Annotated in this window: 15 protein-coding genes, 1 tRNA gene and 1 other annotated feature; of the genes, 5 read left to right on the top strand and 11 right to left on the bottom strand. The window is 56.0% G+C overall.

Features of this window, described 5'->3' with window-relative positions:
• The first annotated feature begins 23 nt into the window (after positions 1–23).
• Complete coding sequence (locus BFP70_RS12395) at positions 24–977, top strand: SIS domain-containing protein (protein WP_255356695.1); 954 nt, start codon at positions 24–26, stop codon at positions 975–977.
• A 24-nt stretch (positions 978–1,001) separates the two neighbouring features.
• Positions 1,002–1,835: a 3-deoxy-8-phosphooctulonate synthase gene (kdsA, locus tag BFP70_RS12390; RefSeq protein ID WP_066011961.1), complete on the top strand. Its 834-nt coding sequence runs from the start codon at positions 1,002–1,004 to the stop codon at positions 1,833–1,835.
• A gap of 25 nt (positions 1,836–1,860) precedes the next feature.
• Here the strand turns inward: kdsA and BFP70_RS12385 are convergent, their stop codons facing one another.
• The 6 genes from BFP70_RS12385 to BFP70_RS12360 form a co-directional block, all read right to left on the bottom strand.
• Positions 1,861–2,172: a hypothetical protein gene (locus tag BFP70_RS12385; protein ID WP_066011960.1), complete on the bottom strand. Its 312-nt coding sequence runs from the start codon at positions 2,170–2,172 to the stop codon at positions 1,861–1,863.
• A 140-nt stretch (positions 2,173–2,312) separates the two neighbouring features.
• A complete protein-coding gene (mtgA, locus tag BFP70_RS12380) occupies positions 2,313–3,047 on the bottom strand; it encodes a monofunctional biosynthetic peptidoglycan transglycosylase (protein WP_066011958.1) in 735 nt (244 codons plus the stop codon).
• A 187-nt stretch (positions 3,048–3,234) separates the two neighbouring features.
• A tRNA-Thr gene (locus BFP70_RS12375) sits at positions 3,235–3,310 on the bottom strand.
• Positions 3,311–3,443: 133 nt separating this feature from the next.
• Complete coding sequence (locus BFP70_RS12370) at positions 3,444–3,902, bottom strand: MarR family winged helix-turn-helix transcriptional regulator (protein WP_066011956.1); 459 nt, start codon at positions 3,900–3,902, stop codon at positions 3,444–3,446.
• A 38-nt stretch (positions 3,903–3,940) separates the two neighbouring features.
• Positions 3,941–4,198 carry a glutaredoxin 3 gene (gene grxC, locus BFP70_RS12365; protein ID WP_066011953.1) on the bottom strand — a complete coding sequence of 86 codons (258 nt, stop codon included), beginning with the start codon at positions 4,196–4,198 and terminating at the stop codon, positions 3,941–3,943.
• 89 nt (positions 4,199–4,287) lie between these two features.
• Positions 4,288–5,058 carry a ComF family protein gene (locus BFP70_RS12360; RefSeq protein ID WP_066011952.1) on the bottom strand — a complete coding sequence of 257 codons (771 nt, stop codon included), beginning with the start codon at positions 5,056–5,058 and terminating at the stop codon, positions 4,288–4,290.
• Here BFP70_RS12360 and BFP70_RS12355 point away from each other — a divergent pair.
• Positions 5,057–5,890 (top strand): methyltransferase domain-containing protein, encoded by an 834-nt coding sequence (locus tag BFP70_RS12355; protein WP_066011951.1) that lies wholly within the window; start codon positions 5,057–5,059, stop codon positions 5,888–5,890. The genes BFP70_RS12360 and BFP70_RS12355 overlap by 2 nt on opposite strands.
• Before the next feature lie 33 nt (positions 5,891–5,923).
• Here BFP70_RS12355 and BFP70_RS12350 read toward each other — a convergent pair whose 3' ends face one another.
• Positions 5,924–6,772 carry a YihY/virulence factor BrkB family protein gene (locus BFP70_RS12350; RefSeq protein WP_083217490.1) on the bottom strand — a complete coding sequence of 283 codons (849 nt, stop codon included), beginning with the start codon at positions 6,770–6,772 and terminating at the stop codon, positions 5,924–5,926.
• Between the two features lie 183 nt (positions 6,773–6,955).
• Positions 6,956–7,013: a sequence feature (sul1 is cis-regulatory element that is thought to sense ions involved in sulfur or methionine metabolism; They are found in Alphaproteobacteria), on the top strand.
• Between the two features lie 67 nt (positions 7,014–7,080).
• On the opposite strand from BFP70_RS12350, the gene BFP70_RS12345 reads away from it, so the two are divergent.
• Both BFP70_RS12345 and BFP70_RS12340 read left to right on the top strand, forming a co-directional pair.
• Positions 7,081–8,568 carry a SulP family inorganic anion transporter gene (locus BFP70_RS12345; RefSeq protein WP_066011949.1) on the top strand — a complete coding sequence of 496 codons (1,488 nt, stop codon included), beginning with the start codon at positions 7,081–7,083 and terminating at the stop codon, positions 8,566–8,568.
• An 11-nt stretch (positions 8,569–8,579) separates the two neighbouring features.
• Positions 8,580–9,434, top strand: coding sequence for a universal stress protein (locus BFP70_RS12340; protein WP_066011947.1), 855 nt, complete (start codon positions 8,580–8,582; stop codon positions 9,432–9,434).
• A gap of 400 nt (positions 9,435–9,834) precedes the next feature.
• On the opposite strand, the gene gyrB is transcribed toward BFP70_RS12340, so the two are convergent.
• From gyrB to recF, 4 genes are all read right to left on the bottom strand, one after another.
• On the bottom strand, positions 9,835–12,285 hold the full coding sequence (gene gyrB, locus BFP70_RS12335) for a DNA topoisomerase (ATP-hydrolyzing) subunit B (protein WP_066011945.1): 2,451 nt from the start codon (positions 12,283–12,285) through the stop codon (positions 9,835–9,837).
• A gap of 79 nt (positions 12,286–12,364) precedes the next feature.
• Complete coding sequence (locus tag BFP70_RS12330) at positions 12,365–12,985, bottom strand: LysE family translocator (protein WP_066011944.1); 621 nt, start codon at positions 12,983–12,985, stop codon at positions 12,365–12,367.
• Positions 12,982–13,422 (bottom strand): VOC family protein, encoded by a 441-nt coding sequence (locus BFP70_RS12325; protein ID WP_066011942.1) that lies wholly within the window; start codon positions 13,420–13,422, stop codon positions 12,982–12,984. Before BFP70_RS12325 ends, BFP70_RS12330 begins: the two co-directional genes overlap by 4 nt.
• The gene (gene recF, locus BFP70_RS12320; protein ID WP_066011941.1) at positions 13,419–14,477 is read right to left on the bottom strand and encodes a DNA replication/repair protein RecF; all 1,059 of its coding nucleotides are present in this window, start codon (positions 14,475–14,477) and stop codon (positions 13,419–13,421) included. Before recF ends, BFP70_RS12325 begins: the two co-directional genes overlap by 4 nt.
• Positions 14,478–14,481: the final 4 nt, after the last annotated feature.

Genomic DNA, 14,481 nt, shown 5'->3' with positions numbered 1-14,481 from the left:
CACAGATCACGATGAGGCCCAAGATGACCGATGATCAGATGATAGCTGCCGCGCGCCATGTCCTGACCCTGGAGGGAGAAGCGGTGACGCATTTGGCAACACATTTGCCCGCAGATTTCGTTCCTGCCTTGGAGCATATTTTGCGGATTAAAGGCCGTGTAATCATTTGCGGCATTGGGAAATCAGGTCATATCGGGCGCAAAATTGCGGCAACGCTTGCGTCGACCGGCACGCCGTCCTTCTTTGTCCATGCCGCCGAGGCGAGCCACGGGGATTTGGGCATGGTGACCGAGGCCGATATGTGCGTTCTGATCTCAAACTCTGGCGAGACGGCGGAACTGCGCGATATGATCTACCATACGCAGCGATTTTCAATCCCGATGATTGCCATTTCATCGAATGCCAACAGCACTTTAATGCAAGCAGCCACCTATAAATTGGCGTTGCCAAAGCTGCCAGAGGCATGCCCGATTGGCATGGCCCCCACAACCTCGACAACTCTGACATTGGCGCTGGGCGATGCGATGGCCGTGGCGCTGATGGAAAAACGTGGTTTTAAAAGCACCGATTTTGGCGTGTTTCATCCAGGCGGAAAGCTGGGTGCGCAGATGCGCCGCGTGTCTGAAATGATGCATGGCAGCGCATCCTTGCCCTTTGTTGAAACGGGCACCCCGATGAGCGAGGTGCTGCTGGAAATGACATCCAAAGGTTTGGGGCTTGCGATCGTCATGCAAGATGGGGCTTTGTTCGGCGTCATTTCAGATGGTGACTTACGGCGCAATATGGATGGGTTGATGCAGGCGAGTGCGGGACAGGTTGCGAATAAAACACCCATCACTGTGGGTCCTGACATGCTTGCCGCCGAAGCGCTGGCGATCCTGAACCAAAAGAAAATCACGGCCTTGCTGGTGGCGGATCAAGGCAAGCCGCTTGGTGTGCTGCATGTTCATGATTTCCTGCGCAGCGGTGTAATGTAAATTGACCTGTAAAGGGGAGCAAAAATGACCGATCAAAAAATCATCGAAATTGGCGATATTCGTGTAGGCGGGCAACAGCCCTTTGCCTTGATTGCCGGACCCTGCCAGTTGGAAAGCCTGGATCACGCCCGGATGATGGCCGAGAAAATTGCCGAAGCCTGCGCGCCGTCGGGCATCAAATTTATCTTTAAGGGCAGCTATGATAAGGCCAATCGTTCTTCCTTGGGGACACAGCGCGGCATGGGAATGGACGAAGGGCTGCACGTACTGTCAACGATCGGGCGCGAATTTAACGTTCCGGTGATCACCGATGTTCACGATGCTGGTCAATGCGCCGCCGTTGGCGAAGCTGTCGATGTCATTCAAATTCCCGCGTTCCTATGTCGGCAAACCGATCTGTTGCTGGCGGCGGGCAAGACCGGCTGTGCGATCAATGTGAAAAAGGGCCAATTCCTGGCACCTTGGGATATGGGCAATGTGGCCGCAAAGATTGCTTCCACCGGGAACGAACGGATCATGCTTTGCGATCGCGGCACATCCTTTGGCTATAACACGCTTGTGTCGGATTTCCGCGGATTGCCGATCATGGCACAGACCGGATATCCCACAGTTTTTGATGCCACGCATTCGGTACAGCAGCCGGGCGGACAAGGGACCACAAGCGGCGGACAACGTGAATTCGCGCCGGTACTGGCGCGGGCAGCCTGTGCCGTTGGTGTATCAGCATTATTTATCGAGACCCACGAAGACCCGGATAATGCGCCCTCCGATGGTCCCAATATGATCCCGATCACACAGATGCAGGCGCTGATTTCAGACCTTGCCGCATTTGATGCCCTACGTAAGGCACAAGGTTGACCATCCAAAGTGGCAATCCGGGGGGTTACATCCCCGGATCGCCCTCTGACACTTCGCTATATTCCACCGCGTCATCCATCGAGAAATCCTCTGGATGGCTGGAATAATTCTCGAAAATCGCATCCAGTTCATTTGGCGGTTCTTCCGTCGACATGGCGATGGCTTCCCAAAAAGCAGCATCTTCTGCCATGCTTGGGGCCTCGTCGAAGCTAACAAAATAGAATTCGTCCGCCGTCATCGCTGCCGCAGCGGTTGAAGCTGCCGTCGATGCCGTGGTCGCGGCGTCCATCACATTATCGCCTTGTGTTTGGCCGCGTTCTGGGCGTTCCATACTCATCCCAACCTCCTGTGCTGTAATGCGTCCCTGACAACAACCTAAGGAGGGTGAGAAAACGAAACCTTAACAACCAAAAGGAGAGTTATTGCAATTTTACACGTCACACGACGCATTCCAGCACTGCCACATAAAGCCTGCGTTTATTCAAAGCAATCCGCACGGCCATCGCGGCGGATGGTTTCTGCCCCATCCATGATCGCAGCCGCACGGCGAGACACAAAGCCCGACGGGCTGGCCGCATTTCGTCCCTTGGGATCCGGTAAAATCGCCGCCAAAAGGGCGGCTTGGCGCGGTGTCAGTTGATCTGGCGTGGTTCTGAAATATCGAAACGCTGCCGCATTAATTCCGAACACGCCTTCATCAAACTCTGCAATATTCAGATACAGCTCCAAAATACGGCGCTTGGACCAAATCGCTTCACCAACGGGGGTAATCGCCGCCTCTAGCGCCTTGCGCAGCCAACTACGGTCTTGCCACAAAAACACATTCTTCACGACCTGCTGCGACAAAGTCGACGCGCCGCGCGATGACCCAGTGTCAATCGCCTGCCGGATCGCGCCCATATCAAATCCCCAGTGCTGACAAAAATTCGCATCCTCTGCCGCCACGACAGAACGCAGCATCACTGGCGCAATCTCATCCACGGCAGTCCATTGCCGATCCACACTGCCAAGGCGGCGTATTTCGTGCAAAATTGTCAATGTAATCGGTGGGTTGATCACGTTGAACAACACCACAAGCGCCAAAATCGCTGCCGCAACCCCCAGCCCGATGCGCCATGCCCAATGCCACAGCCAATCCACCCAACGCACCAGCATCGGGGGCTTTTTGCTGCGCTGTGCCGCCTTCTTTTTCTTGCCTGTTCGTATCGCCATAGCGGTATAAGTCACGGCACGGGGGGGAGGGTCAAGCCCCGCAACGCCACGTGTTGAAATGTGAAGGATGCACGGCACAATCCCCGCCATACGCAAGGTGCCCGGCCGAAAACAGATGCATCTGGCAGGGACATCACAGGGTAATATCGTTATATCGCAATGGATTAACTTGACGCCTAAGGAAAAGTGGTGCCGGTGATAGGACTCGAACCTACTACCCCATCATTACGAATGATGTGCTCTACCTGATGAGCTACACCGGCATCCTGTGCATTGGCCGCTACGCCCGATCGCAACACGGCTTTCATACGCCGGTCAGAACTGAGTCGATTGGACTATGCGAAACGGTCTTTAAAGGCTCTGCCATAACCGCGCAAGAGAAAAACTGACACGATATCAGCGCGTATTCACCAGCATCGAATTTTCCAGCTTAAGCCGTAATTCGCGCAGAACCGGCAAGGCCAACTTTATCTTATCAGAGCCAATATCACGCACGATTTCGGTGATTGCCGGCATGAACGCAGCCACGGCAGTATCACGTGCCGCCCGGCCTGCCGGGCTGATTGCTACGAATTTACGCCGGGCATCATCCCAGTCAGGCCGGATATGCACATGCCCGGCCCAAACCAGTTTGGACAAAGTATTTGTCATCGCCCCGCGCGTGACATGGAACGCCGCCGCCAATTGGGCCGGTGTGCGTTCTTCCCCATAATGCGCCAGATGATTCAGCACAGAAAAATGGGAGATCTCCATCCCTTTGGGCAAGGTCCGGCTGACCAGGTTTCGTGCCAACTGGTCGGCCATAAAAACCTCAGAGAACAATGCACCGGCTAACGGATCAACGGAATCATTCATGGCAGTTTTCGCGCGCGCGGGGCATAAGGGGTCCGTCCTTAAGCAGCCAAAAGCTTTTCAAGCGTGCCGTTGTCTTCGGCCGCGTGCAGATCATCACATCCGCCAATATGGATATCGCCGACAAACACCTGTGGCACAGATGTGCGACCGCCTGCGCGTTTGGTCATCGCCTGACGAATTTCAGGCGCCGCCCCCACATCGATTTCGGTATAGGTGACGCCTTTTTTGTCCAGCAACCGCTTGGCCGCGACGCAAAATGGGCAGGTTTTGGTGGTATAGATTTCAAGAGTGGTCATCTTCGTGATCCTATTCTGGGGCGTGCCGCTTATCGCATTGTAAAATTGTTGCGGTAAGCACGGAATGTTTCATGTGGAACTATACGAAGTCAGCCCGGCTTGGCAACGCGTGCAAGGCTTAGGATATCGACACGCGCAGCACCGGCTTCAAGGGCTGCATCGGTTGCGGCATGAAACGTCGCGCCAGAGGTCATCACATCATCGATCAAAATCAGGTGCCGCCCCACCACGCTGAATTGCCGATTTTGGCGTAGCTGGATCGCCCCGGTCAGATTGGCAAAGCGTTGTGTGCGGTTTTTACCTTCTTGGGTGGTTGTGCGGCGGCGGGTAAACAGGTCTGGCATATGACATATCTTAGCCATCCCAGCCAATTCCGCGGCAAGCAGCGCAGCCTGATTATAGCGGCGGTGAATCAGCCGTAGCCGGTGCAGTGGGATCGGCACCAATACCGCATCAGCGGTGAACAAATCAGCCCCTGCATGCGCCATCCACGCCGCAAAGGGCCGCGCGAGATCCGTGCGATCCCCGTGTTTGAATGCCAAAATCATGCGCCTTACGGGCCCATCATAGCGTAATGCCGCGCGCCCCTGCGACCAAGGTCGCGGTGTCATAAGGCAATCATCACACAGCTCTGCACGATCTGATCCGCCCGGCAGTGGCGCACCACACGCGTCACAGCCAAGCCCGGCCAGAAACGGCGTCTGGGTCCAGCAGATCGGGCATAACGCGCCGTCTTGGGTCACATGGGCATTGCAAGCCATGCAACGTGGCGGGTAAATCAGCCTAAGCCCGGTTTGGATGCCACGACGCACCCTGTGCCGCAGCGCGTTGGAACTTAGTGTAAGGTCGCCCCCTATCATGTCACAGCCTCCGCTTCTATCAGATCGAGATATGCTGACCCGCCAACGCGCCCGCGCATTACGCGCCGGGCCGGAACTGTTCTTGCACGAGGATGCGGCGGTCGAGCTTCAGGAAAGACTGCTTGAGGTTAATAAGGAGTTTACATCTCCAGCCCTAATCACCCCTTTCCCATCTGTTTTCGCAGATGTGCTGCCCGGTGCCAAAGTGGTGGCCGATACAGACCGGCTAGATCTGGAGGACGGGGCGCATGACCTTGTTGTTCATGCCATGTGCCTGCATTGGGCCAATGATCCCGTCGGACAAATGGTGCAAGCCGCCCGGGCGTTGAAACCAGATGGGCTGTTTTTATGCGTGATGTTTGGCGGGCGGACCCTGTCCGAGCTGCGCGCCTGCCTCGCAGAGGCCGAGATTGCCGTCAGCGGCGGGCTAAGCCCGCGTGTATTGCCAATGGGTGAAATCCGCGAATTGGGCGCCTTAATTCAGCGTGTTGGGCTGGCTTTGCCTGTAGCCGATACCGTGACCCGCCATGTGAAATATAGCGATCCGATGACGCTGCTGCGTGATTTGCGGCATATGGGGGAAGGTAACGCGCTGAACGGCCGTATCCGACATTTCACCCGCCGAACGGTGCTGATCGAGGCCTTACAACGCTATGTCGATGCCCATTGTGATGACCAAGGTAGGGTCACAGCCACCTTTGATATGGTGTGGTTGACTGGCTGGAAACCCCATACCAGCCAACAAAAGCCGCTCCGCCCCGGCTCTGCTCAGCAGCGATTGGCCGATGCGTTGGGCACACAAGAATACCCTAGCGGAGAGCGCCCCATCTGACGGACGCCCATGCAGGACGGCACCAGCCTCAGGCTATTTGGTAGTGTTGGCCGAATTGGACTGCGCCCGGTGTTCGGCAAGCTGGGCGTTAAAGGCTGCGCCCAAAAGAACAGCAAGCGCCGACAGATACAGCCACATCAACAGCGCGATAACGGCCCCGATAGAACCGTACACCGCCGAATAATTTGCAAAATTCGACAGATAAAATGTCAGCCCTAATGACACCACACCCCATGCCAACGCGGCCACAAGCGCACCGTAGGTGAAGAAGGGCTCGCGGGTTTCCGTTTTGGTGTTCGGGCCATAGCGGTACAAAATACCCAACGCTGATAGCATCAGCAGCAACATCGCCACCCAGGGCAAGCCTGATAGCATCAGATCGGTCACCGCGTGAAACGGTAGAAAATTCACCACCACAGGCACAATGACAATCGTGGCCAGCGCGGTCAGCATGACCCCGACCAACGAGCACGTCATAAAATATGCAAAAAGGATCGACCAGATCGTATTGCGCGTCTTAGTGCCATGGATCACATTCAACCCCAGCACCAATGCACCAACACCGGCACGGGCTGAAAACAGCGTGAAGGCCAGTGACACCACAGTTCCGAACCCAATCGAGGTATCGGGCTGTGACAGCCACATCTGAATTTGTTCATTCAAGATTTGATAGGCCTCTGGTGGAATGAAATCATCCGCTACAGCCAGATAGGCCTGAATACCCGCGGGATCGGCAAAGGCCGTCCAAATCGCGATCACGGCGGAAATGCCGGGAAATACCGCAAGCATGGAATAGAACGCAACGCCAGCTGCAGTCAGCCCGATATTGGCATCACCCAAGCGCCCCATTAGCCCCAGCCCAAATTTGAAAAGCTTATTCACGCAACCCCCATCCTCCCCGCGACTCAACGGGTGGTCCTGTTTGTGGCGCCTAAAACTCGCCCATCTGTTATCAAATGTGATACTTATTACAAATGGCAAGGCATATCGACCCTTGTGATCGCTGCCACAGCGCGGCTGTAGGATTGCTCTTTTGGTCACGGTTGCGTAATCAATACGCAATCACAAGGTTCTGGGTGTGACTCCCAGAAGGCTAGTCCGGCCGCCGATCCGCCGGAAAACCGACAAACGTCAGTCAAAAAGGGTCCGGTAGGCCCGCTCCGACGCTTACGGACAGGAAATAACATCACATGAATTTCGATACTTATCGCAAACAATGGTTTGGCAATATCCGCCCGGATTTGATGTCAGGTCTGGTCGTGGCACTTGCGCTCATTCCCGAAGCGATTGCCTTTTCAATCATTGCGGGCGTTGATCCCAAAGTGGGGCTATATGCCAGTTTCTCAATTGCGGTGATTTGCGCGATCACGGGGGGACGTCCCGGTATGATCTCCGCGGCGACCGCGGCAACCGCCGTTTTGATGGTGACATTGGTGCGCGATCACGGGCTGCAATATTTATTGGCGGCCACGGTTCTAGCCGGTTTGATCCAGATTGCTGTCGGGATCAGCCGGATCAGCTTCGTCATGCGCTACGTGTCCAAATCAGTCATGACCGGTTTTGTAAACGCGCTTGCCATCTTGATCTTCATGGCACAATTGCCAGAGATGGACCCGGCCGCAGTGCCAATGCTGACCTATCCGCTGATCGTGGCCGCTTTGGCGATAATATATCTATTGCCACGTGTCACCAAAACCGTGCCATCGCCACTCGTGGCGATCATCGTGTTGACAGCTGCCTCAATGATATTGGGGTGGGATGTGCGCACGGTGGGCGATATGGGCGCATTGCCCGACACGCTGCCAGTGTTCTTGATCCCGGATATCCCCCTGAATTTTGAAACATTGGCGATCATCTTCCCCTATGCGCTGGCCGTGGCCGTTGTTGGCCTGCTGGAAAGCCTGATGACGCAGAACCTGATTGATGATCTGACGGACACAACATCAGACCGCAATCAGGAATGCATCGGTCAGGGTCTGGCCAATACTGCTACCGGGTTTATCGGCGGCATGGCGGGTTGCGCGATGATTGGTCAGTCCATGATCAACGTGAAATCCGGCGGCCGTGGCCGTTTGTCCACCTTCGCTGCAGGCGTCATGTTGTTGATCTTCTGTGTGGTTCTTGGCCCCTGGGTCAGCCAGATCCCGATGGCCGCTTTGGTCGCGATCATGATCATGGTTTCGATCGGGACGTTTAGCTGGTCGTCGATCCGGGATCTCAAGCACCATCCCAAAACCTCTAGCGCGGTGATGCTGGCCACTGTGATCGTCGTGGTCTGGACACATAACCTGGCGATTGGTGTTCTGGTCGGCGTGCTGCTGTCGGGCATCTTCTTTGCCGCAAAAATCGCACGGTATTTCCGTGTCACATCCACCCTTTCGCCAGATGGCCGCGCGCGCAGCTATGCGGTTGAAGGTCAGCTGTTCTATGGCTCGACCGAGGACTTCATGAAGTCCTTCGATTTTCATGAGGTGCTGGACCGTGTCACGATTGATGTCAGCCGTGCACATATTTGGGATATTTCTGCGGTTTCATCGCTGGATATGGCTGTGCTGAAATTCCGCCGCGATGGCGCGCAGGTGGAGGTCATAGGCCTGAACGCGGCGTCCGAGACATTGGTCGATAAATTCGGTCAGGCGGATAAGCCCGGCGCGCTTGACGCGATGATGGATCACTAAGGAGCAAGATGATGGATAAGAAAATTATCGCCTTTGTGGATGGGTCTCCCTATGCGGCGTCCACCTGTGATCACGCGGTTTGGGCGGCAGGCCGGCTGAACGCATCGGTCGATCTGATCCATGTGCTGGATCGCAATAGCGGAGCGCAATCGGCAGATCTGTCTGGATCAATCGCCTTGGGGGCGCGGACAGCCCTTATGAAAGAGCTATCTGATCTGGATGAGCAACGCGCCAAGCTGGTGGCCCATCGTGGCCGCGCCATCTTGGAGGATGCGGAAAAGATCCTGCGTGATGGCGCCATTGAGGCGGTTCAGACACATCTGCGCCAGGGCGATTTGATCGAAACGCTCAAAGACCGTGAAGGCGATGCCAATCTGGTGGTGATCGGCAAACGCGGCGATGAGCATGATCGTGCGCAAGGCCACCTGGGATCCAATCTGGAACGCGTATTACGCGCGACACAGAAGCCGGTTTTGGTGGCCTCGTATGGTTTCAGCCCCATTTCAAAGATCTGCATCGCCTATGATGGTGGTAAATCCGCGCTCAAAGCGATGGATGTGCTGTCGCGCTCGCCTATCTTTGTCGGCCTGGAGGTGCATATCGTAACCGTAGGAACCGAAACGTCCTTTGGCCGCAAAGGATTGGAAGATGCCAAGGCAATGCTGAAAGCCGCCGGCATTGAGGCCCGCGTGCAAATGATCGCCGGCGACCCGGAAACCGCCCTGGGCGAATTTGTCGAAGCCGAAAATTTTGACATGGTCGTTATGGGGGCGCATGGGCATTCGCGGATCCGTTCACTGATCATCGGATCAACCACCACCGCAATGATCCGGGCCTGCCGCGTGCCGATTTTGCTGATGCGCTAATTGCACCGCAGCAGTCATGAAACTGAAAAAGACCTGTCGCGCATCGCGCGGTGGGTCTTTTTTGAACCTATCCTGTTTTTGTGCCACCCTAGGGTAATCACCTAAACCACTATCCGCGCAAACGCTGCCAAGCCCTTGCAGCTCAACGCTATACGCAGGTTGGCAACCTTAGAGCCGGGTCCAACGGCATAGTGATGATCATATCTGCGGCGTCGATACGGATCCCATTCGTCACTTTATCGCTGGCAGCCCTTCAAGGCAGGTCACGACAGTGATCTTAAAGCGGTAAGCTTTACGCCGCCTCAGTCACATGGGTTTTTCGGAACATCAGTGCGGCACGACGTCCCCAGAGCGGGACCCTATGGGGATCGCGCAAACATATGCGCGATCCAACACAACCTTAGAAATCAAGGTTTTCAACGGTCAATGCGTTTTGCTGAATGAATTCGCGGCGGGGTTCAACAACATCGCCCATCAGCTTGGTAAAGATGTCATCGGCCTCAGCGACATCATCCACCTGCACCTGCAGCAAGGTGCGCGCTGAAGGATCCAGCGTGGTTTCCCAAAGCTGTTCAGGGTTCATCTCGCCCAATCCTTTATAGCGCTGCAGGGACAGACCCTTTTCGCCCTCTTGCAAGATGGCGTCCAGCAACTCTAAGGGGCCATGGATCAGCTGATGACGTTCTTTGCGATGCAGCTGCGCCGGAGATTTATAGATTTCGCGCAGCGTCTCGGTGTGCTGCGCCAAACGACGCGCCTCGCCAGACCGCATGACAGCGCCGTCCAAGGTGCGGACCTCTTCAACACCGCGCAGCACGCGGGTCATCCGCAGACCGTGATCTTGGGTCTGACGCCCCTGCCAGCCGCGTTCATATTCCAGCGCGACCAGATCCAAACGCTCTGCCACACGATCGGCAGTGCCTTGCGCATCGCCATCCAGAACACCGGGAACCATCGCGCCTGCGATCCCCGCCTGTTCCAGAATATTACGTGGGTAATATGTTGGGAAGCTGGCCAAAATCCGCTTCACAACACGGGCCTCTTCGACGACGCGCAGCAGGTCTTGGCCGATGATTGTCTCGCCCGTGCCAAGGCGCAGGCTGGCCCCATCAATCCCCTGCTCAATCAGGTAATCTTCCAGTGCCGGTTCGTCTTTCAGATAGACCTCTGACTTGCCCCGGCTAACCTTATACAGCGGCGGCTGCGCGATATACAGATAGCCGTGTTCGATCAGCTGCGGCATCTGCCGGAAGAAGAACGTCAACAGCAATGTCCGAATATGCGCACCATCCACATCCGCATCAGTCATGATGACGATCTTATGGTAGCGAAGTTTATCGATGTTAAATTCGTCACGGCCAATGCCGGTGCCCAAAGCTGTGATCAGCGTGCCAATCTGATCCGACGATAGCATCCGATCAAACCGTGCGCGCTCCACGTTCAAAATCTTACCACGTAGCGGCAAAACCGCCTGATTTTGCCGCGAGCGGCCCTGCTTGGCCGATCCGCCTGCCGAGTCACCCTCGACAATAAAGACTTCGGACAAAGCCGGATCTTTTTCCTGACAATCGGCCAGTTTGCCGGGCAACGAGGCCACATCCATCGCCGTTTTGCGCCGCGTCAATTCACGCGCCTTACGGGCCGCTTCGCGTGCCAATGCGGCTTCAATGATTTTACCGACGATCTGCTTGGCCTCTGCCGGGTTTTCCTCAAAGAACTCGGCCAGCTTTTCATTGACCAGGTTTTCAACAGCCGGTCGCACTTCCGACGACACCAGCTTATCTTTCGTCTGGCTAGAGAATTTCGGATCGGGCACTTTCACCGACAAAACGCAGGTCAGGCCTTCGCGGGCGTCATCGCCAGTGAAATTGACCTTTTCACGCTTCGCAATCCCAGACGATTGCGCATAGTTGTTGATCGTCCGGGTCAGCGCGCCGCGGAAACCGGCCATATGGGTGCCACCATCGCGCTGCGGGATATTGTTGGTAAAGGGCAGCACTGTCTCATGGTAGCTGTCGTTCCACCACATCGCCACCTCAACGCCGATCCCGTTAACCTCACCGATCATATAGACGGGCGTATCCATCACCGGGGTTTTGGAGCGGTCAAGATATTTGACGAATTCACGCACACCGCCTTCGTAATGCAGTTCGGTGCGGATCGGTTCGGCGGGCCGTTCATCTTCGATCAGAATACGCACGCCAGAGTTCAAAAACGCCAATTCGCGCAGGCGCTTTTCCAAGGTCGCAAAGCTGAAATCAAGGTTTGAAAACGTGCCTTCCGGGTCTGTCAGCTTATTCGAGGCCAAGAACCGGACTTCGGTCCCTTTTTCACCAGGCGCATCCCCGACAATGCGCACATGTTCCACGCATTCGCCCTTTTCAAAACGGGCCTTATAGATCTTATCATCGCGCCAGACGGTCAGTTCCAACCAATCTGACAATGCGTTGACGACCGAGACGCCCACGCCATGCAAACCGCCCGACACCTTATAGGCATTGCCATCATCGTCGGTGTTGTTAAATTTGCCGCCCGCGTGCAGCTGGGTCATGATGACCTCGGCTGCCGAAACACCTTCTTCGGCATGGATCCCCACCGGAATGCCGCGCCCGTTGTCGCGCACGGAAACCGACGAATCTGCGTGAATTTTTACACGAACATAGTCGGCATGGCCGGCCAAAGCTTCGTCAATGCCGTTATCCACGACCTCATAAACCATGTGATGCAGGCCGGACCCGTCATCCGTATCCCCGATATACATACCGGGGCGCTTACGGACAGCCTCCAAGCCCCTGAGAACCTTGATAGAATCTGCGCCGTATTCGGATTTATTCGGTTGCTCTGCGGTCATGCCAGTTCATCCTGTCTTTGTTGCAGGATTTATAGTGTCTTAGCGCGGGTTTGTCACGCGATAGCCACAAGATTTAGCGTCAGGTCACTGCGATCAGCAGGGCAACGGCAATCATCAGCCCACCCGCAATCCGATTTAACCGTGCGACAGCATGCTGCTGGGCGAAAAACCGTCTCATCTGCTCGACGCAGGCGCCGATCATCAGGTTACCGATCAGCGGAACAATCGCAGATATCGCCCCGATAACACCGATATCAACGGCGGTCATTTGGTCCAGATTAAAGAAAGTTGGCAGCAGCCCCATATAGAATAAAATGGCCTTTGGATTGCCGATAATCACAACGATCCCAGCAATGAATCCCGCCCAAATACCAGGCCGCGTCAGCCGGTTATTTTGGTCGATTTTCGTATCGGCATGGCGGATCAGCAATCCGCCCATCACCAAGAACATAATCACCGCGACCCAGCGCAGCAGATCCAACAGCCCGCCATACAGCTCTAACAGGACTGAAACCCCAAGGATCGCAGACACGGACCAAAACACATCGCCCAACGCGACGCCCACTGCCAAAGGCCAGGCCGCTGCCATGCCACCCGTCAGCGTGCGCGCCAATAGCGCCAGCCACACCGGGCCGGGGGTCAGGAACAACACGAATAACGCGCCGGTATAAAGTGCGAGCTGCGAGAGTGTCAGTGTCATACATCATCTTTCGGCAAGGTCAGCGACCCATCTGCGGCAAGGGGCCAGAACGGGTTCATCGCCAGTTCCCATACATGCCCGTCAAGATCAGCGTAATAGCCGGAATACCCGCCCCAAAAAACGTCTTGTGGCGGTTTAAGCGGCTGTGCCCCGGCGGACAGCGCCAATGAATAAGCGGCATCAACCTGCGCTTTGGTGTCAAAATTTTGCGCCAGCGTCATGGCACCAGTGCCCAGTGTCGCCCCATCGCGGCCCTGATCTTTGGCCAGATCGTCGCGCCCAAACAGCCCCAGGGCCAAACTGTTCATTTGATAAAAGGCCACGCCAGATTGCTGTGCTGCCGGCTTCCATCCCAATGCGCCATAGAACCGTTTCGCACGTTCAAGATCCGCGACACCAAGCGTAATCAATGTCACCCGCTGCGTTGGAAGGGTCATCGGGATATTTCCTCAATTTGGGACGTGCCATCCGTATCTGACACCGCCATATAGTGCCCGCGTCGCCCCAGACTGTCGAATAGATTTGCATCCGTGCCAGTCATCATGACCTGAGCATCCAATGCGCAGATTTCATCATACAGCGCCGCACGCCGCGTGACATCCAGATGCGCTGCGACCTCATCAAGCAGCAGCATAACCGGCAAACCGCGCAGCGCCCGCGCATTGGCCAAAATTAATGAGATCAGCAGGGCTTTCTGCTCCCCTGTTGAACATTGTGCGGCTGGCACATTCTTGGCCGCGTAGCGCGCCATCAGATCGGCGCGATGTGGGCCTTCCAACGTGCGTCCGGCGGCCATATCGCGGCTGCGGCTTTGGGCCCAGGCCGCCCGCAGATCCTCTGGCCCATCCTGACCAATCGACAATTGCGCGGTAGGAAAGGCGGTTTGCGCGTCATCTTGGGCGATGCCGATCTGCGTTAGCGCCTGCGCACGATTGGTGCGGATCGCCAGGCCGGACTCTGCCATACGGGTCTCTAGCACGTCATACCAACGCGGATCGCGCACCTGATCTTTCAGCAAGCGATTACGCTGACGCATGGCCTTTTCATATGCCAGCGCCGCGTCTGCATGATCGGGGGCGAAGGACAAAGTCATGCGGTCTAAAAATCGCCTGCGCCCCTCGGCGCCCTCAATCCACAACCGATCCATCGACGGCACCAGCCACAATACGCGCATCAGCCGGGCAAGCGCGGTTTGCGGCGTTGTTTTTGTATCAATTTGCACCGTACGACTGGCACCGGGCAAGGCAGAGGTTTCCACCTGATGCCCGTCCACCGTTGCACGCAGCTTCCAGCCCACCTGTTCATGGCGGCGCATCAGCTCCTGTGTGTTGGCGCGGCGTAATCCTCGCCCCGGCGACAACATGGACACCGCTTCAATGATATTGGTTTTGCCTGCCCCATTAGGCCCAAAAATCGCCACCGGACGGGCATCTAGCGCCAATGAAATACGCCGATGCGACCGAAACTGCAAAAGAGTCAGCTCGGTCAGCATCGGC

Source organism: Thioclava sp. SK-1 (assembly GCF_001705665.1).
In the GTDB taxonomy this organism is placed as follows: domain Bacteria; phylum Pseudomonadota; class Alphaproteobacteria; order Rhodobacterales; family Rhodobacteraceae; genus Thioclava.
This window is presented reverse-complemented; position numbering and strand designations above follow the sequence as displayed.